Origin of the sequence: Streptomyces cinereoruber, from assembly GCF_009299385.1 — a bacterium.
In the GTDB taxonomy this organism is placed as follows: domain Bacteria; phylum Actinomycetota; class Actinomycetes; order Streptomycetales; family Streptomycetaceae; genus Streptomyces; species Streptomyces bikiniensis.
The window spans coordinates 6189986-6210107 of record NZ_CP023693.1 but is presented as its reverse complement, the minus strand read 5'-3'; the positions used below and the strand labels follow the sequence as shown (position 1 = coordinate 6210107).

19 protein-coding genes are annotated in these 20122 nt (G+C 72.8%); 3 read left to right on the top strand and 16 right to left on the bottom strand.

Going from position 1 to position 20122, the window contains the following annotated elements:
* Positions 1 to 3: 3 nt before the first annotated feature.
* Genes CP977_RS27995 through CP977_RS27980 form a run of 4 tightly spaced genes read right to left on the bottom strand, consistent with a single transcriptional unit; the run spans position 4 to position 4513 of the window.
* Entirely contained in the window at positions 4 to 789 is a 786-nt protein-coding gene (locus CP977_RS27995) for an SDR family NAD(P)-dependent oxidoreductase (RefSeq protein WP_062751481.1), read from the bottom strand.
* Positions 790 to 796: 7 nt separating this feature from the next.
* Entirely contained in the window at positions 797 to 2098 is a 1302-nt protein-coding gene (rfbH, locus tag CP977_RS27990; RefSeq protein ID WP_062751482.1) for a lipopolysaccharide biosynthesis protein RfbH, read from the bottom strand.
* Between the two features lie 16 nt (positions 2099 to 2114).
* Positions 2115 to 3419, bottom strand: a complete 1305-nt coding sequence (locus CP977_RS27985; protein ID WP_062751483.1) for an activator-dependent family glycosyltransferase — start codon at positions 3417 to 3419, stop codon at positions 2115 to 2117.
* Positions 3416 to 4513 (bottom strand): cytochrome P450 family protein, encoded by a 1098-nt coding sequence (locus tag CP977_RS27980; protein ID WP_152371015.1) that lies wholly within the window; start codon positions 4511 to 4513, stop codon positions 3416 to 3418. Before CP977_RS27980 ends, CP977_RS27985 begins: the two co-directional genes overlap by 4 nt.
* 211 nt (positions 4514 to 4724) lie before the next feature.
* Here CP977_RS27980 and CP977_RS27975 point away from each other — a divergent pair, with 211 nt between their 5' ends.
* Complete coding sequence (locus CP977_RS27975) at positions 4725 to 5729, top strand: Gfo/Idh/MocA family protein (RefSeq protein ID WP_062751485.1); 1005 nt, start codon at positions 4725 to 4727, stop codon at positions 5727 to 5729.
* A 92-nt stretch (positions 5730 to 5821) separates the two neighbouring features.
* Here CP977_RS27975 and rdmE read toward each other — a convergent pair whose 3' ends face one another.
* Genes rdmE through CP977_RS27950 form a run of 5 tightly spaced genes read right to left on the bottom strand, consistent with a single transcriptional unit; the run spans position 5822 to position 10753 of the window.
* On the bottom strand, positions 5822 to 7417 hold the full coding sequence (gene rdmE, locus CP977_RS27970) for an aklavinone 12-hydroxylase RdmE (protein WP_062751486.1): 1596 nt from the start codon (positions 7415 to 7417) through the stop codon (positions 5822 to 5824).
* Positions 7418 to 7443: 26 nt separating this feature from the next.
* Positions 7444 to 8157: a class I SAM-dependent methyltransferase gene (locus CP977_RS27965; RefSeq protein WP_062751487.1), complete on the bottom strand. Its 714-nt coding sequence runs from the start codon at positions 8155 to 8157 to the stop codon at positions 7444 to 7446.
* Between the two features lie 44 nt (positions 8158 to 8201).
* Positions 8202 to 9098 carry an anthracycline biosynthesis tailoring methylesterase RdmC gene (rdmC, locus tag CP977_RS27960; protein ID WP_152371014.1) on the bottom strand — a complete coding sequence of 299 codons (897 nt, stop codon included), beginning with the start codon at positions 9096 to 9098 and terminating at the stop codon, positions 8202 to 8204.
* Entirely contained in the window at positions 9091 to 10257 is a 1167-nt protein-coding gene (locus tag CP977_RS27955; protein WP_079130957.1) for a methyltransferase, read from the bottom strand. Before CP977_RS27955 ends, rdmC begins: the two co-directional genes overlap by 8 nt.
* A 58-nt stretch (positions 10258 to 10315) precedes the next feature.
* Entirely contained in the window at positions 10316 to 10753 is a 438-nt protein-coding gene (locus CP977_RS27950; RefSeq protein ID WP_104860362.1) for an ester cyclase, read from the bottom strand.
* 191 nt (positions 10754 to 10944) lie between these two features.
* Between CP977_RS27950 and CP977_RS27945 the strand changes: the two genes are divergently transcribed.
* Positions 10945 to 11802 carry a class I SAM-dependent methyltransferase gene (locus CP977_RS27945; protein ID WP_062751489.1) on the top strand — a complete coding sequence of 286 codons (858 nt, stop codon included), beginning with the start codon at positions 10945 to 10947 and terminating at the stop codon, positions 11800 to 11802.
* 62 nt (positions 11803 to 11864) lie between these two features.
* Here CP977_RS27945 and CP977_RS27940 read toward each other — a convergent pair whose 3' ends face one another.
* Both CP977_RS27940 and CP977_RS27935 read right to left on the bottom strand, forming a co-directional pair.
* Positions 11865 to 12635 carry an AfsR/SARP family transcriptional regulator gene (locus CP977_RS27940; RefSeq protein ID WP_062751490.1) on the bottom strand — a complete coding sequence of 257 codons (771 nt, stop codon included), beginning with the start codon at positions 12633 to 12635 and terminating at the stop codon, positions 11865 to 11867.
* 255 nt (positions 12636 to 12890) lie between these two features.
* Entirely contained in the window at positions 12891 to 13148 is a 258-nt protein-coding gene (locus CP977_RS27935; RefSeq protein ID WP_152371013.1) for an acyl carrier protein, read from the bottom strand.
* A 223-nt stretch (positions 13149 to 13371) separates the two neighbouring features.
* On the opposite strand from CP977_RS27935, the gene rfbA reads away from it, so the two are divergent.
* Positions 13372 to 14247 (top strand): glucose-1-phosphate thymidylyltransferase RfbA, encoded by an 876-nt coding sequence (rfbA, locus tag CP977_RS27930; protein WP_062751492.1) that lies wholly within the window; start codon positions 13372 to 13374, stop codon positions 14245 to 14247.
* 59 nt (positions 14248 to 14306) lie between these two features.
* On the opposite strand, the gene CP977_RS27925 is transcribed toward rfbA, so the two are convergent.
* From CP977_RS27925 to hydA, 5 genes are all read right to left on the bottom strand, one after another.
* Positions 14307 to 15161, bottom strand: a complete 855-nt coding sequence (locus CP977_RS27925) for an aldo/keto reductase (RefSeq protein ID WP_109184371.1) — start codon at positions 15159 to 15161, stop codon at positions 14307 to 14309.
* A gap of 69 nt (positions 15162 to 15230) precedes the next feature.
* Complete coding sequence (locus CP977_RS27920; protein ID WP_152371655.1) at positions 15231 to 16709, bottom strand: FAD-binding oxidoreductase; 1479 nt, start codon at positions 16707 to 16709, stop codon at positions 15231 to 15233.
* A 273-nt stretch (positions 16710 to 16982) separates the two neighbouring features.
* The gene (locus CP977_RS27915; RefSeq protein WP_062751494.1) at positions 16983 to 17423 is read right to left on the bottom strand and encodes a nitroreductase family deazaflavin-dependent oxidoreductase; all 441 of its coding nucleotides are present in this window, start codon (positions 17421 to 17423) and stop codon (positions 16983 to 16985) included.
* 242 nt (positions 17424 to 17665) lie between these two features.
* On the bottom strand, positions 17666 to 18679 hold the full coding sequence (locus CP977_RS27910) for a TIGR03842 family LLM class F420-dependent oxidoreductase (protein ID WP_109184370.1): 1014 nt from the start codon (positions 18677 to 18679) through the stop codon (positions 17666 to 17668).
* A gap of 11 nt (positions 18680 to 18690) precedes the next feature.
* Positions 18691 to 20094: a dihydropyrimidinase gene (hydA, locus tag CP977_RS27905; RefSeq protein ID WP_062751496.1), complete on the bottom strand. Its 1404-nt coding sequence runs from the start codon at positions 20092 to 20094 to the stop codon at positions 18691 to 18693.
* Between the last annotated feature and the right edge of the window lie 28 nt (positions 20095 to 20122).

Genomic DNA, 20122 nt, shown 5'->3' with positions numbered 1-20122 from the left:
TCCTCAGTAGTTGCCGAGGCCGCCGCAGACGTTGATCGCCTGCGCGGTGACGGGGGCGGCCGCGTCGGTCAGCAGGTAGCCGACCATCCCCGCCACCTCGTCGGGGGTGGTGTAGCGGCCGAGCGGGATCTTCGCCCGGAAGCGGGTGAGGACGTCGTCCTCGGTGGTCTCCCAGGCGGCGGCGTACCCCTGGCGGACCCGGGACGCCATCGGGGTCTCGACGTATCCGGGGCAGACCGCGTTGACGGTGATCCCGGTCTTGGCCAGCTCCAGGCCGAGCGCCTTGGTGAAGCCGACGACGCCGTGCTTGGAGGCGGAGTAGGGGGCGCCGAGGACGACGCCCTGCTTGCCGCCGGTGGAGGCGATGTTGACGATCCGGCCCCAGTCGCCCTCCCGCATCCCGCCGGTGGTGAGCACGGCCCGGGTGAACCGGAAGACGCTGTCGAGGTTGGTGGCCATGACGTCGTCCCACAGCTCGTCGGTGAGCGCGTGCGTCTCGCCGCCGCCGCTGCGGCCGGCGTTGTTGACCAGGATGCCGACCGGTCCGTAGCGCGCCACGGCCGCCCCGACCAGCCGCTCGATCGAGGCGGCGTCGCGCACGTCGCAGACGGCGCCGTCGGCCTCGTGGCCCTCGGCGCGCAGCTCCTTCACGGTGAGCGCGACGCGGTCGGCGTCCCGGGCGCAGAGGAAGACGCGGTGGCCGCCGGCGGCCAGGTGCCGGGCGACGGCGAGGCCGATGCCGCTGGTGGCGCCGGTGACGACGGCGGTCCTGCCGGTACGTTCGGTCATGGCGTGATCAGCCCCTTCGCGTGCAGAACTCGGTGACGGACTCGATGACGTAATCGATCATCTCGGTGGTGAGCGCCGGGTGGACGCCGACCCAGAAGGTGTCCTCGGTGACGGTGTCGCAGTTGGTCAGCTCGCCGACGGTCCGGTGGTCCACGCCCTCGTAGGCGGGGTGGCGGGTGATGTTGCCGGCGAAGAGCCGCCGGGTGCCGATCCGGCGCGACTCCAGGAAGTCGACGAGTTCGCGGCGGGTGAAGCCGGCGTCGGGCAGCACGGTGAGGACGAAGCCGAACCAGCTCGGGTCGCTGCCCGGGGTGGCCCGGGGCAGCAGCAGTCCGGGCACGTCGGCCAGGCCGTCGTGGAGCCGCTGCCAGTTGCGCCGGCGGGCCGCGCCGAAGTCGTCGATGTGGCGCATCTGGCTGAGCGCCAGGGCCCCTTGGAGGTCGGTCGCCTTCAGGTTGTAGCCCAGGTGGGAGAAGATGTACTTGTGGTCGTAGCCGGCCGGCAGGGTGCCGAGCCGGTAGTCGAACCGCTTGAGGCAGGTGTTGTCGGTGCCGGGTTCGCACCAGCAGTCCCGGCCCCAGTCCCGCATCGACTCGACGATCCTGGCGAGTTCGAGGCTGGAGGTGAGGACGCAGCCGCCTTCGCCGGCGGTGATGTGGTGGGCGGGGTAGAAGCTGACCGTCGACAGGTCGCCGAAGGTGCCGGTGAGCCGTCCCTGGTAGGTGGAGCCGACCGCGTCGCAGTTGTCCTCGACGAGGAAGATGCCGTGCCGGGCGGCGAGTTCGGCGACCTCGGCGACGGGGAACGGGTTGCCCAGCGCGTGGGCGATCATGATGAGCCGGGTGCGCGGGGTGATCGCCGCCTCGATCTGTTCGAACGAGGCGTTGTACGTGCCCAGTTCGATGTCGACGAAGACCGGCTTCAGTCCGTTCTGGACGATCGGGTTGATGGTGGTGGGGAAGCCCGCCCCGACGGTGACGGCCTCGTCGCCGGGGCGCAGCCGCACGTCCTTCAGTTTGGGCGAGGTCAGTGCCGCGACCGCCAGCAGGTTCGCCGACGAGCCGGAGTTGACCATGTGGGCCTTGCGGCGCCGGAAGTAGCGGGCGAACGCGCTCTCGAACTTCCGGGTGCGCACGCCGGCGGCGATGCGCAGCTCCAGCGCCGCCTCGACGAGCGCGATCCGGTCCTCCTCGTCGAGGACCGCGCCGGCGGGCAGGATCGGGGTGACCCCGGCTTCGAAGGCGCCGCCCTCCTGTTCCTTGTGGAAGGTGCGTGCCAGGTTCAGGACCTGCGCCTTGGTATCCGACATCTCTGGCATCTCCGCCTCAGGCGTGGTGGGCGGCGTGGGTGTCGCGGGACGCCGGTCCGGAGTCGGCGCGGTGTTCGGCGACCAGCCGCTCGATGATGGGGACGATCTCGTTGGGGCTGGGCACGGCGCGCAGCTCCTCCTGGAGCCGGCGGGCGCCTTCCGCGTACGCCGGCTCCAGGAGGAGGCGGCCGACCTGGGTGCGGACCGCTTCCGGGAGCAGTTCGGCGCTGGGCAGGCAGATGCCCGCGCCGATCTCCTCCAGACCCCGGCCCATGACCTCGGTGTCCCAGCCGAAGGCGAGGATCAGCTGCGGGACGGCGTGGAGTTCCGCGGTCGCCTTCGTGCCGACCCCGCCGTGGTGGACGACGGCGGCGCAGGTGGGCAGCAGGTCGTTGAGCGGGACGAAGTCGACGAGCCGGACGTTGTCCGGGAGGTCCGCCGCCGCCGCGGTCTCCTCGTCGACGGTGGCGACGATCTCGGCGTCGAGTTCGGCGAGGGCGCCGAGGAGCTTGAGCATGTCGACGCCGGTGTCGGCGGCGGAGGAGCCGAGCGTCACGCAGACGCGGGGGCGCTCCGGGGCGGCGCGCAGCCAGTCGGGGACGACGGCGGGGCCGTTGTAGGCGACGTGCCGGACCTGGACGGTGGGCAGGCCCAGGTCGAGCTGGGTGCTGGGCGGGGTGGTGTTCACCGTCCACTCGCCGGTGACCATGGTCTCGGTGTAGCCGTGCGGGGAGCCGATCCGCGCGAGGGTCCGCTCCAGCCACTCGGCGGTGGGGTCCTCGCGGTGCTCGGGCTCCTGCTCGGCGGCGAGGCGCAGGAACTCCTGGCGGGCGCGGACGCTGATGTCCGGGCCGGAGACGAGCCGGCAGTGGGCGGCCCCGGTGGCGCGGGCGGCGAGGGCGCCGGCGAGGGTGAAGGTCTCCCAGACGACGAGGTCGGGCTGCCAGGAGCGGGCGAAGGCGACCAGCGAGTCGACCATCACGTCGTTGTTGAGGGCGCCGTACAGGGTCGGCACCATGACGTTCTCCAGGGCGAGGAGCTGCTCCCAGGTCCAGGGGCGGTCGCCGCGGGCGGCGAAGTCGAAGCCCTGGACGTGGGCGGACGCCTCGTCGTGGAGGGTGCCGAGCAGGCCCATCTCCTCGACCGGTCCGAGCGACCACTCGACCGGGACGGCGGTGAGGCCGGTGCCGGTGATGACGTCGGTCAGCTCGGGCTGGCTGGCGATCCGGACCTCGTGGCCGGCGGTGCGCAGGGCCCAGGCGAGCGGCACCAGGGGGTAGTAGTGGGTGTGGTGGGCCAGGGACGTGAACAGGACCTTCATCGGGTCTCCTCCTCGCCGAGCAGCGCGGGCAGCCGGACCAGGCGGCGGGTGACGGGGGCCCGGCGCGCGCGGACCGGCGCGCCGTCGGGCCCGATGCGGGGGAAGCGGGCGGCGAGCAGGCGGAGCGCCTCCTCGGCGACGGCGCGGGCGGCCGGGACCAGCGGCCCGGTCCAGGGGGCGGGCGCCGTGCCGCCGGGCCCGGGCACGAAGGTGACCTGCTCGCCGGCCTCGACGCGGACGCCGGCGGCTTCCAGCGGGGCGAGGGCGGTCAGCGGGTGGAGGTGCCAGGGCCCGTGCGCGGGCGTGGCGGCGCGGACGGCCTCGGCGGCGTGGCCGGGGTCGGTGCGCAGCCGGGACCACGCGTCGGGCCGGTCGAGGAGGTGCCGCAGCGTCTCGCCGAGGAGGTCGGTGGCGGCCCGGGTGCCGGCGACGGCGAGGACGAGTCCGGCCTCGGCGTGCTCCGAGGGGGCGAGGAGTTCGCGCAGGGCGCGGATCCCGGCGCCGGCCCGCTCGGTGGCCGCGAGGCTCTGCGGACAGAGCAGGGCGTCCACGGCGGGCGCGGTGTCCGCCACGGCGGCGGCGAACCGCGCGTGCCGGTCCGCGGCCACGCCGAGCAGGGCGGCGTAGCCGGTGGCGGCGAGCGGGGCCGCGACGGCGGTGATCAGGTCGGCCGGTCCGGGGGCGAGGCCGGCGACCGCCTCGGCGGTCAGCCGCCGCAGTTCCGGGGCGGCGGCGCGGACGGCGCCCCGGCCGCCCCGGTGGGCGAGTGCGCGGGCCGCGGCGCTCCGCTGCCGCTCCGGCGCGGGCAGCCAGGGTTCGGCCTGGGGGACGGCCGGGGTGACCGCCAGGTCGGGCCGGCGCCCGGACAGGGCCGCCGGGCCGGCGACCCAGGGGCCGAGCCTGCTGCGCCACAGCGGCCCGCGCTCCGCGAGGGCCGCGTGGAGCGGCGCGGTGTCCTCCGCGAAACCGCGCACCAGGCCGGCGTACGGGTCCCCGTCGCCGGGGACGAACGGTTCGCCGTTCACCGAGTAGAGCCACTGTGCCGCGTGTACGAGCTGCAGTTCGCGCCCCAGCGCACTGGTCGCCGCTGTCACCGAGCCACCTCCGTCATCCGATTACCGGGGAACGTACGGGGCGGGATTAGAAGAACGCTCGAAGCCGGTTCCAGGGGGTCCGGGCCGTGCGCGGGTCCAGCGTTCCTCAAGTGGCGTTTGATCGTCCGGCCCTACGGTGGAGAGCCCGTTGGACTCCCGCGAGGTGATGAGGATCGCTATGCCAGAGCACCGTCAGCAACGGGCGCTCAGAATGGGCGTGATCGGGACCGCGAACATCGCGATCCGCCGGATCATGCCCGTTCTCGCCGCGCACGACCGGGTCGACCTCGTCGCGGTGGCCAGCCGGGACGGGGCCAGGGCCGCGCGGGTCGGGGCCCGCTTCGGCTGCGAGGGCGTCGGGGGGTACGAGGCGCTGCTCGAGCGCGAGGACCTGGACGCCGTCTACATCCCGCTGCCGCCCGGCATGCACCACGAGTGGGCGATGCGGGCCCTGCGGTCGGGGAAGCACGTCCTGGTCGAGAAGCCGATGTCGGACGCGTACGAGAAGACCCTGGAGCTGCTGACGGTGGCGTCGCGGCTCGGTCTGGTGCTGGCCGAGAACTTCATGTTCCTGCACCATTCGCAGCACGCCGCGGTACGGGCGATGCTGGACGGGGCCGTGGGCGGGCTCCGCCAGTTCACGGGGACGTTCGCGGTGCCTCCGCTGGCGCCCGGCTCCTTCCGCTACCGCCCGGAGCTGGGCGGCGGGGCGCTGCTGGACGTGGGGGTGTATCCGCTGCGGGCGGCCCAGCTGCACCTGACCGGGGAGCTGGAGGTGCTCGGCGCGTTCCTGCGGGTCGACGAGGCGACCGGGGTGGACGTGGCGGGCAGTGCGCTGCTCTGCGACGAGCGGGGGGTGACGGCGCAGCTGGACTTCGGCTTCGAGCACTCCTACCGGTCGATGTACGCGCTCTGGGGCGACCGGGGGCGGTTGAGCGTGCGGCGGGCGTTCACTCCGCCGGAGCAACTGCGGCCGGTGGTGCGCGTCGAGCAGCAGGACGTGGTGACGGAGCGGGCGCTGCCGGAGGACGACCAGGTCTTCAACGCCATGGACGCGTTCGTACGGGCCGCGCTCGGCGGGGCCCGGCCGGCCGGTGAGGAGACGGCGACGCTGCGGCAGGCGCTGCTCGTGGAGCGGGTGCGTCAGGTCGCGCGGACGGCCGGCGTGCCGGCGTCCGCGTCCCGGCTGCCGGCCGGGAGGTCCGGCGCGCGCTGAGAACGGCGGGCCGGCGGGTGTGACGGCCCGCCGGCCCCTTCCCCCACGGTCCGGTGCGGGTGTCCTCCCGCCCCGGGCCGCCGTGTGCGTCGTCACCGGCCGAGGACGCTCCGCAGGACGTCCCCGAGGACGGCGGTGGCGTCGGCGGGGGCCTCGTCGGTGCGCCAGGCCACGATGCCGTCGGGGCGGACGAGGCTGGCGCCGGACTTGCCGATGCCGTACCGCGCGGGCACCCGGTCCTCCGGGTCGGCGAGGTCGGTCCCGAGCCTGAACACCCTGACGGGCGCGCCGAGTTCGTCCGCGGCCCGTTCGGCGGCCGGTGCCCAGGTGTCCCCGGACTCGCCCGCGATCAGGGTCCAGCCGTCGCCGAAGAGCTCGACGGTGGAGACGGGTTCGCCGTTCCGGAGGACCGGGACGTGCGGGCCGCGGAAGCCGGGGCGGCCGGTCGGTTCCAGCGGGTCCTCCACCCGGGCCGGGTCGTCGTCCTCGGCGAGGACGGCGGTGGAGCGGTACCGGAAGCCGAGGAGGGTCTCGGCGTAGCCCACCGACCGGTCCCACACGTCGGCCATGTGCGGGGCCATCCGCTCGGCGTAGAGGGCGAGCGCCTCGGCGACGACGAGTTCGGCGGCGGTGCGCCGTTCCGGCTCGTAGGTGTCGAGGAGGCCGGGGCCCGCCTGGCCGTTCAGCACGGCGCCGAGCTTCCAGGCGAGGTCGAAGCCGTCGGCGACGGCCGCGTTGCCGCTCATGCCGCCGGTGGGCGGGGTGACCTTGGCGGCGTCGCCGACGAGGAAGACCCGTCCGTCGCGCCACCGTTCGGCGATCCGGGCGGCCATCTCCCAGCCCTGGATGTCGATGATCTCCGGCTCCAGGTCGGGCGCCTCCAGGGCGAGCCGGATGAGCCGGGTGCACCGCTCCGGGGTGAAGTCGTCGGGGCCCTCTCCCTTCTCCGGGTCGTACTCGACGAAGAGGGTGAAGCGGCCGGGGCGGTCGGTGGGTCCGAAGGTGCCGGTGAACTCGGGGTGGTGGAGGTAGTACCAGCCGGTGGTTCCGGTCTCCAGCAGGCCGGTCGGGTCCGCTTCGAAGATGACGCCGACCATGAGGGCGAGGGTGCCGTGCCCGTACCGTCCGATGCCGAGGGACTCGCGGACGGCGCTGCGGTTGCCGTCGGCGGCGACGAGGTGGCGGGCCCGCAGCTCGTAGTCGCCGTCGGGGCCCTCCAGGGTGGCCGTCACGCCGTCGTCGTCCTGCCGGAAGGAGGTCAGCCGGGTGGCGAAGCGGACGGCGCCGCCGTGCCGTTCGGTCTGGTCGAGGAGGATCGGCTCCAGCTTGTCCTGGGAGAGCATGGCCCAGCCGGCCGGGGTGCAGGGGGCGGTGGCGGCGACCATGTCGTCGAAGCTCTCCGACACCACGCGGAAGGGTTCGCCGCGGACGGTCCGGCCGATCCGGATGACGAAGTCGCCCTGCTCGCCGCGGATGTCGTCGACCCGGGCGACCTCGTCGGCGACGCCGCCGATCCGCAGCAGCTCCATGGTCCGCGGGTTCTGCCCGGCGGCGCGGGGGTAGGGCGAGAGCCCGGGCCTCCGTTCCACCACCAGCACCCGGACGCCCTGCCGGGCGAGGAACATCGCCGTGGACAGGCCGCCCAGGCCCGCGCCCACCACCAGGACGTCGACCTCGTGGTCGTTCATGTCGTTCCTCTCGTGTCGTTCGCTTCTCATGTCCGTACGCCGACGAACAGGCCCCGTCCGGAGGGCTGTCCGGGCAGGTACTCGACCCGGAGGCCGGCCGCGCGGAAGGCGGCCTCGTACTCCTCGCGGCTGAACAGGGAGATGACGTGCCGGTCGACGAAGTGGCTGGCTCCGGCGCCGGGTTCGGCGACGACGACGTGCACGTCCATGTGGGAGGCGCGGCCCCGGCGCGCGGAGTGCGAGACGCGGGAGACGGTCACGCCGTCGACGGTGACCACGTCGGCGGAGACGTGGCCGTCGAGGAAGGTCTCGTCGAACCACCAGGGGTCGACGACGACCACCCCGCCGGGCTCCAGGTGGCGGGCGAACGTGCCCAGTGCGAGGCGCAGTTCGGTGTCCGACTCCATGTAGCCGATGGAGCCGAACATGCAGGTGATCACCGAGAACCCGGTGCCGAGCCGGAAGTCGCGCATGTCGCCCGGGTGGATCGTCGTGCCGGGCAGCGCCGCCCGGGCGACGTCGGCCATCGGCTCCGACAGCTCCAGCCCCTCGACGTGGTCGAACAGCTCGGCGAAGTGGCGCAGGTGGCCGCCGGTGCCGCAGGCGACGTCGAGCAGCCGGGAGGCGTCGGGGCGGTGCCGGCGGGCGGCGGCGGCCACCGCTTCGGCCTCGACGCGGTAGTCCTTGCCGCGTTCCCTGTGCACCAGGTCGTAGACCTGGGCCAGGTTCCTTCCGTACACGGTGTGTCCCGCTCCCGCCGGTTCCGCCGCCGGCCCCAGCCCGGTCACCGGGCGGCGCGGGCGTGCGCGAGGAGGACCTCGGCCAGCGGCTCGTGGACGGAGGAGGGCAGGGCGTGGCCCATCCCGGGGATCTCGGCCAGCCGGGCGGAGGGGATGAGGCCGGCGAGGTGCTTGCCGTGCGGCGGCGGGGCGATGGGGTCGCGCTCGGCCTGGACGACCAGGGTGGGCACGGTGACCCGGGACAGTTCGGCGGCCCGGGCGAGCGGCGGCAGGGTGAGCTGGTAGTGCGCGTACGGCTCGGTGAGGACGCCGCCGGCGTGGTCGACGGCCCGCTCCTCCCACAGCGCGTACTCGGCGTCGTCGAAGGGGACGGCGTCGCCGTTGAGGATCCGCCACTTGCGGACCCGCTTGTCGATCTCCTCGGCCCGGCCCTCGGCGGGCCGGGACATCAGCTCCAGGGCCTCCAGGAACGGCGGCTGCGGGCCGGGCAGTCCGTCGGCGGTGGGTTCGCCGCGCAGGACGCGTTCGATGTTGTCGTCGAAGTCGATGTCGAGGCCGCCGCCGAGCATCAGGGCCAGGCTGAGGAGCCGGTCGTGGTGGTCGAGGGCCATGACCTGGCAGATCGTGGCGCCCATGGAGAGCCCCAGGACGTGGGCCCGGTCCACTCCCCAGCCGTCGAGCACGGCGACCGCGTCGGCCGCCAGCTCGCCGAAGCCGTAGGGGTGTGCGGCGAAGTCGCGGGTGGTGGAACGGCCGGTGTCCCGGTGGTCGTAGCGGATGACGTGCAGTCCGCCGTCGGCGAGCCTCCGGGCGAACTCGTCGGGCCAGCCGTACGCGGAGAGGTTGCCGCCCATGACCAGCAGCAGCGCGGGGTCGGCGGGGTCGCCGAAGTCGTCGCTCCACAGTTCGACGTCGCCGCTGGGGACGAGGCGTTCAGGCATGGTGGTGTTCCTCCTTGACCGAGGGGGCCGGGGCGGGGGCGTGGACGAATTCGAGGATCGAGAAGTCGAAGGGCAGGGTGCGGGAGCCGCTGCCGCCCTCGGCGGCGAGGACGAACCCGGCGTCGGCGGCGAGCCGGACCACCTCGTCGCGGGTGCGGACCCGGCCGCCCATGAAGACGAGCATCCGCAGGTCGAGCAGGGTCGAGAAGAAGCGGTCGGCGCCGTCGTCGGGGCGGTCGGCCCGGTCCAGGACGACGAGCCGGCCGCCCGGTTCCAGGGCCTCGGCGCAGCGGCGGAGCACGGCGAGCGCGTCCTCGTCCGACCAGTTGAGGAGGACGAAGGAGAGGAGGACGGTGTCGGCGGTGGCCGGCAGCGGGTCGAAGAAGCTGCCGTCGACGACGGTGATCCGTTCGTCGAGCCCGGTGCCGGCGAACCGGCGGCGGGCCCGCGCGGCCGGTCCCGGCAGTTCGACGAGGGTGCCGCGGACGTCCGGAGCGGTCCGCGCGACGGCGGCGAGCAGCGCGCCGTCGCCTCCGCCGACGTCGAGGACGTGCCGGGTGGCGGTCCAGTCGAGGGCGGCGGCCGGGGCGTCGTAGGCGAGGTCCTCGTCGCAGGACATCAGGGCGTCGAAGGAGTCGGCCAGCCCCGGCTCCGCGGAGAGGTCCTCCCAGAACGGGCGTCCGTACCGGTCCCGGTAGGCGGGCCGGCCGGTGCGGACCGCGTCGAGGAGTCCGGCGAAGGCGAGGTCGGCGCGGGCGATCGCCCCGTCCAGGTCGAGCCAGGCCCGCTGCCGGGCCGGGTGGTCGTCGGCGAGGAGCAGGCCGAGCCGGGTGGGCCGCAGCGTGCCGTCCTCGTCGTCTTCCTCCAGGACGCCGGTGACGACGAGGTGGCGGACGAGGCGGGCGAGGGTCGGGGCGTGGGTTCCGGTCCGGGCGGCCAGCGGGCCGACGGTGGTGGCGCCGTCCCGGAGGTGGTCGACGAGCCGGAGGGTGGCCGCGACCCGGACGGCCATCGGGGTGACCAGGTTTCCGAGCTGCTTGAGCAGGACGTCCAGGTCCTGGTCGGTGGGGTCCGGCGGCGGCGCGGACGGGTCCGTGCCGCCGGGGCCCGGGGTCTCCCGGGTCTGGCCGGCGGGGCCGGCGGAGGGCGTGGTGCTCACCGTGTTCCTTCCCTGCGTACGGAGGGCGCGCGGGGCGCGCGGGGGAGACCGGGCGGGGTCAGGGCCGCCAGCCCTCCTCGGTCGGCCAGGGCTCGCCGAGCTGGCGGTAGGTGCCGAGGTAGTCGGGCCAGTCGCGGTGGTCGCGGATCTTGCCGTCCACGATCCGGACGAGGTGGATCTGCTCGCCGGAGAAGCGGCGGCCGGTGGCCGGCATTCCGACGAGTTCGCCGACCTGGCGGCCGTAGAGGGCGAGTTTGGCGCGGACCCAGTCGCCGTTCTCCTCGTAGGAGATCTCCTCCAGGAACGCCTCCTCGGAGAAGGTGAGTTTGAGCCATTTGACGGCGAGGCCGAACGCCTCGGGCCCGCGGAGCGTCGGCATGTGCTCCAGGGCGCCGGGGTTCAGATACTCGGCGTGAATGAATTCGGCCACGTCGCCGACGTCTCCGGTGTTGTACGCGTTCACCATGCGGCGCACGACGTCGATGCGATCGGTCACGGCGGACCTCCTCGTCGGGAAAAGGGGCGGTGGCCCCATCCTGGCTTCCCGGAACGTCCGCAACAATCCGCTCCCGGGCTCGTCGACCGAAAGGGAAGCGGAATTCGAGCGGGCACCGAGCGGGGGTCGACCCCCGTTCCAGAACCGGTGGGGAAGGTGGTCGCGTCGGCTACCTCATCCGGAGAGGACCCATGGACGAGACGAAGTACAAGTCAACGGTGACCGAGGCGTTCAACGAGGCCGCCGCCACCTACGACCAGATGGGCGTCGAGTTCTTCACGCCCATGGGGCGGCGGCTCGTGGAGCGGATCGCCCCGCGCCCGGGCGAGCGGGTCCTCGACGTCGGCTGCGGCCGCGGCGCGGTCCTGTTCGAGGCCGCCGACCGGGTCGGCCCCTCGGGGCACGTGCTCGGCATCGACATCGCGCCCGCGATGGTGGAGGCGGCCCGCGAGCGGGCGGCCGCGCTGGGCACCCGCCACGTCGAGGTGCGGGTCATGGACGGCGAGCACCCCGATCTCCCGCCGGCCTCGTTCGACGCGGTGACGGGCAGCTACAGCGTGATCTTCCTGCCGGACGCGCCGAAGGCGCTGGGGCGGTACGCGGCGCTGCTGCGCCCGGCCGGCCGGATCGCCTTCACCAGTCCCGTCTTCACGGACGACACCTTCCCGTTCCTGCCGCCGATCTTCACCGAGCTGATCCCGGAGCGGCTGCTGCGCAACCTGCCGGCGGAGTGGCAGCCGGAGGCGCTGAAGCGCCGGTTCAACAGCTGGCTCGGGGACGGGGACGAGCTGACCGGCACGATGCTCCGGGCCGGTTTCGAGGACGTCGAGATCACCGACGAGCACGTCCAGTTGGTGGCCGCGGACGGCACGACGTGGGTGGACTGGTCGCACACCCAGGGCATGCGGCTGCTCTGGCGGCACCTGCCGGCGTACGAGAGCGCGCAGCTGCGGAAGCGCCTGATCACGGAGCTGGACCGGCTGCGGGGGGACGGTCCGCTGCGCCTGCCGACGCCGGTGCGGTTCGTGCTGGCCTCCGTCGGGGGCTGAGCGGGTACCCCGCGGACACCCCGTGGGGCCCGGGTCCGCGCGGACCCGGGCCCCACGGGGTGTCAGTAGACGCGCGAGGCGCCCGCGGAGGACATGCGGACGATGTCGCCGATGGGGCGGCGCAGGCCGCCCTGGGCGTCGATCGGTTCCGCGTTGAGGATGGACCGGTGCAGTTCCTGGGCGATGAGGCCGGGCTCCAGTCCGAGGTGGTTCACCAAGTTGACCCGGAGCCGCTGGAAGACCTCCAGGGCCTGGGCCCGCCGCCCGTTGAGGTACAGGGCGCGCATGTACTGGGCGTGCAGCCCCTCGTGGTACGGGTTGTCCGCGGTGAGCGCGGCCAGCTCCGTGAGGACCTCGCGGTACATGCCGAGCCGCAGCTGCGTGTCGACGAGGTACTCGAGGACGACGAGCCGGGACTCCTCGAACTGCTGGCGGCGCCCTTCGATGATGCGGCCGGCGGCGACGTCGACCAGGGCCGGCCCGCGCCAGATCTGGAGCGCGCTGGTGAGGGTGGCGAGGGCGGTCACGTCGTCCCCGGAGGACAGGGCTCGGCGTCCGTCCGCGACGAGCTCGTGGAAGCGGTGCACGTCCAGGTCGTCCTGGCCGGTGCGGAAGAGGTAACCGCCGGAGCGGGTCACGAGTATCTCGGAGGCGACCTGCCGGGAGGTCAGTCCGGCGGCCGAGGCGAGGAGTTTGCGCAGGTTGAGGATGTACGTCTGCAGGGTGGTCAGGCAGCTGACGGGCGGGTCCTCGTCCCATAGCTCCCGGATCAGCGACGAGACGGGCACGACCTGGTCGGCGTGCACGAGGAGCGTCGCCAGAACACTTCTCATCTTGGGTGCGCTCGGCGTGTGCGAATCCTCGCCGACCCGCACGGACAACGGCCCTAAGACACCTAGCTTCACAGTGGTTCCCCCAGAGGTCAGCTTCAGACAGTGCTTGCCAGGTCCTTCAACGTGACGGCCCCCCGGAGCGTTCCCGGAGGTCCGCGGAACCGGATCTTCCGGACAGGGGCCGCGGTGCGGCACCTCGCGGCCGGGGCCTGCCGGAGGTCGGGACGGCTCGGCCACGGCGGGACTGCGCGGCGGTCACGCCACGGCCAGCAGCCGGTTGACGGTCTTCAAAAAAGCGGCCGGCGTCCGCACGTCCGCCAGCTCCTCCTCCGGGATCTCCACCCGGTACTCCCGGGAGACCCGGGCGGTGGTCTCCAGGAGGGCCAGGGAGTCGTACCCCAGCTCGGTGAACTCCACGTCGAGCGCACTTTCCGATCCGGTGACGTATTCCTCTTCTCCCGCACATTCGCGCAGGATCCCGAAGAGTCGCTCGGCGGTCAGTTCCTTCGCCATCGCCCTACCTTCCTTCCTGGTCGATCTCGCAATGGGCCGCAGACACGCACCGAACCTTACACAGAAGCGGAAGCGGCAGACTCGAGAACCGTTCGAAGAGGCCGGACAGAAGCGCCCGAATCACCCCCGACCTAGTACGACGGTCGACTCCGGCAAATCCTTCGTTGTTTGCCCCGACGCCGCCCCCTAGGGTCTTCGAGAAGACTCCCGAATAGGAGGAGACGTGAAAGGAATTATCCTCGCAGGCGGTCATGGAAGCCGTTTGCATCCCATCACCCTCGCCGTTTCGAAACAATTACTTCCGGTGAATGACAAGCCGCTGATCTACTACCCGCTCTCGGCGCTCATGCTCGCCGACGTCCGCGACGTACTGATCATCGCGCTGCCCGGCGACATCCCCCAGATCCGACGGCTCCTCGGGGACGGGAGCCACCTGGGGCTCTCCCTCAGCTACGCGGAGCAGCCGGTCCCGGAGGGGCTGGCGCAGGCGTTCCTCATCGGCGCCGAGCACATCGGGGACGACGACGTCGCGCTCGTCCTCGGCGACAACATCTTCCACGGGAACGGCTTCTACGACCTGCTCGCCACGCACCGGCGGGACCTCGACGGCTGTGTCCTCTTCGGCTACCCGGTGACCGATCCGGAGCGGTACGGCGTCGGCGAGGTCGACGAGGACGGGCGGCTGGTGTCGCTGGCCGAGAAGCCGGAGAAGCCCCGGTCGAACCTCGCCATCACGGGCCTCTACCTGTACAGCAACGACGTCGTGGAGATCGCCCGGCAGGTGCGCCCGTCGCCCCGTGGCGAACTGGAGATCACCGACGTCAACCGGGTCTACCTGGACGCCGGGCGCGCCTCGCTCGTGTCCTTCGGGCGGGGGTTCGCCTGGCTCGACGCCGGCACGCCGGAGTCGCTGCTCCAGGCCGGCCAGTACGTGCAGACGATGGAGGACCGGCAGGGCGTGCGGATCGCCTGCCTGGAGGAGATCGCGCTGCGGATGGGCTTCATCGACGCGGAGGCGTGCCACCGGCTGGGCGCCCGGCTCTCCCGCTCCGGGTACGGCTCCTACGTGATGGCCGTGGCGGACGAGATGCGTTCCTGAACCGGACGTGCCGGGAGGGCCCGGCGGCCGTGGCCGCCGGGCCCTCCCGGTCGTCGCGGTCACCCCTGGTCGAGCAGCGCCGTCTGCTTCTCGTCGAGCACGATCCCCTCGGCGGCCATGTTGGCCCTCAGGTGTCCGACCGAGGAGGTGCCGGGGATCGGCATCATCACCGGCGAACGGCCCAGCAGCCAGGCGAGCGCCACCTGGGCCGGTGTCGCGCCGGTCTCCGCGGCGACCCGGGCCAGGGCGCTGCCGGCGGCCGGGCGGACGGCCCCGGCGAGCGGTTTCCAGGCGATGAAGCCGATGCCCTCCCGCTCGCAGTGGGCCAGCTCGGGGTCGTAACGGCGGTCGCCGAGGCCGTACTTGTTCTGGACGCTGACGACGGGGGCGACGGCGCGGGCCCGTTCGATCTGCTCGACGGTCACCTCGGAGAGCCCGATGTGCCGGATCTTCCCCTCGTCCTGGAGCTGCTTGAGCGCCCCGACCTGGTCCTCCAGCGGGACCTGCGGGTCGACCCGGTGCAGCTGGAACAGCTCGACGCGTTCGAGGCGCAGCCGGCGCAGGCTCAACTCGGCCTGCTGGCGCAGGTAGTCGGGCTTCCCGAGGGCCCGCCACTGGTGCGGCCCCGGCCGGACCTCGCCCGCCTTGGTGGAGACGACGAGGCCGGGGGCGTACGGGTGGAGGGCCGCGGCGAGCAGTTCCTCGTTGGCGCCGAGCCCGTAGACGTCGGCGGTGTCGATGAAGGTCACGCCGAGCGCGACCGCCTCCCGCGCGACCTCCATCGCCTTCTCCGGCCTGGCCGGGGGTCCCCAGTGGTGGGGGCCGGTCAGCCGCAGCGCGCCGAAGCCCAGGCGGCGGACGGTGAGGTCTCCGCCCAGGGTGAGGTGCGTGTCGACGGCTCGGCGTGACTCCACGAGCGCGTTTCCTTCCGTGCGGTGTTGGAATGGGTCGTGCGGTGTTCGGGTGGGGTGCCCGGGGCGGCGTCAGGGCAGCCGGACGGAGAGCGGGTGGTGGAAGACGTCCCGCGGGTCCCAGGCGGCCTTGACCCGCTGGAGCCTGGGGTAGTTGTCCTTGTAGTAGAGGGTCGTCCAGGGCACGCCGGAGGTGTTCCAGGCCGGGTCGGCGACGTCGGTGTCCGGGTAGTTGATGTAGCAGCCGTCGTGGTCGGCGTTGGGCACGGGGACGCCGCCGGTGTCCCCGAAGACGTCCCGGTACAGCTCGCGGATCCAGCGCAGGTGCAGGTCGTCGGTGGCCGGGTCCATCCAGGTCACGGAGAACCAGGCCTTGAGGATCGAGTCGCGCTGCGGCAGCGCGGTCGCGGCGGGCGGCACGGCGTTCGCCCGGCCGCCGTACGAGTAGAGGTCGACCGCCCCCCATCCCTCGAAGGACGGGTCGGTCAGGTGGCGGTGCACGATCGCGATCCGCTCGGCGGTCCAGGTGCGCCGCAGGTAGGCGCTCTTCGACTTGTGCCGGTCGTATCCGCCGGTGTCGAAGCGGGCGCCCAGCGTGGCCTGGAGCCACAGGTCGTCCTGGTACTCGATCGCCGGCGTCAGCCCGCTGCCCTCGTTGACCGCCGCGACGAACCGGTCGATCAGATCGACCGCGTCGGGCCGGCCGCCGTCGAAGCGGATCTCCATCGAGACGGCGCCGATGGCATGGGTGTTGAGGTGCAGGGTGCTGTAGAGGCTGCCGTAGCGCGGATCGGCGTGGTGCGCCTCGAACCACCGGCTGTAGTTCCGCACGATCCGGGTGAAGCGGGCCAGGTCGAGGTCGGCCCACGCCCAGGTGACGAAGGTGGTGCGGAGCCGGGTGGGCGGCTTCGGCAGGAGCGCCTCGGGTTCGCTCCTGCGCGTGGCGCCCGGGGAGCGGAACAGGTAGCGGGTGACGATGCCGAAGTTGCCGCCGCCGCCCCCGGTGTGGGCCCACCACAACTCCCTTTGGGGGTCGTCGGGTTCGCGGGTGGCGGTGACGACCTTGGCCTGCCCGGAGGCGTCCACGACGACGACCTCGACGCCGTACAGGTGGTCGACGACGGTGCCGTCGCGGCGGGTCAGCGGGCCGTACCCGCCGCCGGCGACGTGGCCTCCGGCCCCGACCTGCGGGCACACCCCGGCGGGCAGGGTGACGCCGTGGTCGTAGTACAGGGTGCGGTACACGTCGGCGAGCGTGGCGGCCGGCTCGACGGCGAACGCCCGGTGCTCCCGGTCGAAGTGGACGGCGCGCATCGGCGAGGTGTCGATGAGCACCTTGACGTCACGGTGGTCGGCGATGTTCTCGAAGCAGTGCCCGCCGCTGCGGACGCCGACCCGCTTGCCCGCCCGCACCGCGGCGGTCAGCACCTGGGCGACCTGCGCGGCCGAGTGCACCACGTGCACCTGGTCGGGCGCTCCGGTGAACCGTCCGTTGAACCCCCTGGCGACCAGCTCGTGGTACCGGGCGTCGTCCGCCCCCACGGTCGTGATCCGCGTCTCGGGGGCGCACGGCGTGGACCTGGGCGGCCTGCCCGTCTCCGCCTGCGCGCCCCCCGTCGCGGTCACGGTCGCGGCCCCCGCCGCTGCCGCGGTCAGGAACCCCCGGCGGCTGAATCTCCCCACAGCACTCCCCTTACGACGTACGGACATCGAGCAGGGGGAACCGACGCGGTGGCCCCCCGAAGACAGGGCCCCCACCGCGTCGGCCCGCCCCACTCGGCGACGGGGGCTCCCCAGCCCTCCCGTCACCGCACGCACACGAACTCAGGAATCCCGCGGCTCCAGCACCACGACGGGGATCCTCCGCTCGGTCTTCTTCCGGTAGCTCTTGTACTGCGGGAAGATCGCGACCATCGCGTCCCAGAGCCGGTCCCGCTCCTCCCCCTCGGCCTCCCGGGCGACGACCTCGTGCACGTCGGCCGCCACCTGGATCCGGGCCCGCGGGTCGGCGAGCAGGTTCAGGTACCACTGCGGATTCCGGTCGGATCCTCCGTTGGACCCGACGACGACGAAGTTCCCGCCGTCCTCCCCGTAGATCAGTCCGGTCCGCCGCAGCGCCCCGGACGTGCGCCCCCGGGTGGTCAGCACGAGCGTCGGCTTCCCGTACCAGATGTGCCCGCTGGCCCCGTCGCTCGCCAGGTACCGCCGCACGTGCGTGGCGACCCAGCCCGTCGAGCTGTCCAGCACCTCGTCCTGCCCGTCCATGCACTCACTCCGTCCAGGTGGCAACCGCACCGCCGATACTACAGTTTGAGTATCACAGTTTGAGTGCCTTCCGGAGAGCGGACCGAATCCCCTGCGGAAACAGGCGGGTCGGCCGAGGAGCACGGCGCCCGCCGGCGGGGCGGCACGCGACGAGCATCCTCGCCGCGCCGCCTCCGACGCAATCCTTTCCGGCCATCCGCGCCACCCCGTCGACCGTTCCTCGACCGGGGCTCGACCGGGCGTCAGCGGAGGGCCGGGACGACTCCGGTGCCGTAGGCGTCGACGGTGCCCTCGCGGTCGTCGTGCATGGCGTAGACGGCGAACTGGTCGACGCCGAGGTCCTTCAGGTGGCGGAGCTTCTCGACGTGGGCCTCGGCGGGGCCGAGGAGGCAGAAGCGGTCGATGATCTCGTCGGGGACGAAGTCGGTGGAGGGGTTCCCGGCGCGGCCGTGGTGGGAGTAGTCGTAGCCGTGCCGGTCCTTGATGTACGCGGTCAGCTCCTCGGGGACCATGCCCGAGTGCTCGCCGTACTTGGCGACCAGGTCGGCGACGTGGTTGCCGACCATGCCGCCGAACCAGCGGCACTGGTCCCGGGCGTGGGCGAGCGCCTGCGGGGAGTCGTCGGCGGTGACGTACGCGGGGGCGGCGACGCAGATCGTGAGGGCGTCGGGGTCGCGGCCCGCGTCCCGGGCCGCCTCCCGCACCGCCTTGACCATCCACTCGGTGAGGAAGGGGTCGGCGAGCTGGAGGATGAAGCCGTCGGCCTTCTGCCCGGCGAGCGCGAGGGCCTTGGGTCCGTACGCCGCCATCCAGACGGGCAGCTTGCCGTTCTTGATCCAGGGGATGCGGATCGGGCTGCCGTCGACCTCGGCCTCGCGGCCCTCCGCCAGGTCGCGGATGACGTCGATGGCCTCGCCCAGGCGGGCCAGGGTGTTGGGTTTGCGGCCGGCGACGCGCATGGCGGAGTCGCCGCGGCCGATGCCGCAGACGGTCCGGTTGCCGTACATGTCGTTGAGGGTGGCGAAGGTGGAGGCCGTCACCTCCCAGGTCCGCGTCCCCGGGTTGGTGACCATGGGGCCGACGTGCAGCTTGGTGGTGTTGGCGAGGATCTGGCTGTAGATGACGAAGGGTTCCTGCCAGAGCACGGCGGAGTCGAAGGTCCAGCCGTAGCGGAAGCCGTTGCGTTCCGCGCGACGCATCAGGCCGACGACCTGCGAGGCGGGCGGGTCGGTCTGCAGGACGAGTCCGAAGTCCAAGGCACGGTCTCCTAGTTCAGGTATTGACAGGTGGAGCGGGGGGTGAAGACCCCGTGCCCGGCGCGGCCGACGTACGTGCGCCGGTCGATGACGACCTCTCCCCGGGACAGCACGGTCTCGACCCGCCCGGTGACGGTCCTGCCCTCGTACGCCGAGTAGTCGACGTTCATGTGGTGGGTCTCGGCCGACAGGGTCTGCGTGGCGTGCGGGTCGTAGATGACGACGTCCGCGTCGGCGCCGGGCGCGAGCGTGCCCTTCTGCGGGTAGAGGCCGAACATCCGGGCCGGGGTGGCGCAGGCGATCTCGATCCAGCGGCGCCGGGAGATGTGCCCGTCCACGACGGCCTGGTGGAGGAGGTCCATGCGGTTCTCCACCCCGGGGAGGCCGTTGGGGATCTTGGAGAAGTCGCCCCGGCCGAGGTCCTTCTGCCCGGTGAAGCAGAAGGGGCAGTGGTCGGTGGAGACCACCTGGAGGTCGTTGGTGCGCAGGCCCCGCCACAGCGCCGCCTGGTGCTCCTTGGGCCGCAGGGGCGTGCTGCACACGTACTTGGCGCCCTCGAAGTCCGGCTCCGCGAGGTTGTCGGTGGACAGGAAGAGGTACTGGGGGCAGGTCTCGCCGAAGACGGGCAGCCCCTTGTCCCGGGCGGCGGCCAGCTCCGCCACCGCCTCCTCGGCCGACACGTGGACGACGTAGAGCGGGGCGCCGGCCACTCGGGCGAGCTGGATCGCGCGGTGGGTGGCCTCCGCCTCCAGGAGGGCCTTGCGGACCTCGCCGTGGTGGCGGGGGTCGGTCTCGCCCCGGGCGAGGGCCTGTTCGACCAGGACGTCGATGGCGATGCCGTTCTCGGCGTGCATCATGATCAGCCCGCCGTTCTCGGCGGAGCGCTGCATGGCGCGCAGGATCTTGCCGTCGTCGCTGTAGAAGACGCCGGGGTAGGCCATGAAGAGCTTGAAGGAGGAGATCCCCTCCTGGACCAGCTTGTCCATCTCCTTGAGCGTGTGCTCGTTGACGTCGGAGAGGATCATGTGGAAGGCGTAGTCGACCGCGCAGACGCCGTCGGCCTTGGCGTACCAGGCGTCGAGTCCTTCGCGCAGGCTGTGGCCCACGCTCTGGACGGCGAAGTCGACGATGGTGGTGGTGCCGCCCCAGGCGGCGGCGCGGGTGCCGGTCTCGAAGGTGTCGGAGGCGAAGGTGCCGCCGAAGGGCAGCTCCATGTGGGTGTGGGCGTCGACGCCGCCCGGGATGACGTAGCGGTCGGTGGCGTCGATGGTCCGGTCGGCGGTCCAGCCGGCCGCCGCGTCCGAGCCGTGGGCCGCGAGGGCGGCCACGCGGCCGTCCTCGATCAGCACGTCGGCGTGGACCTCGTCGGCGGCGGTGACGACGAGACCGCCCCGGATGAGGGTACGGGTGCTCACGGGACTCTCCCTGTCGCTGAGTCGGAAC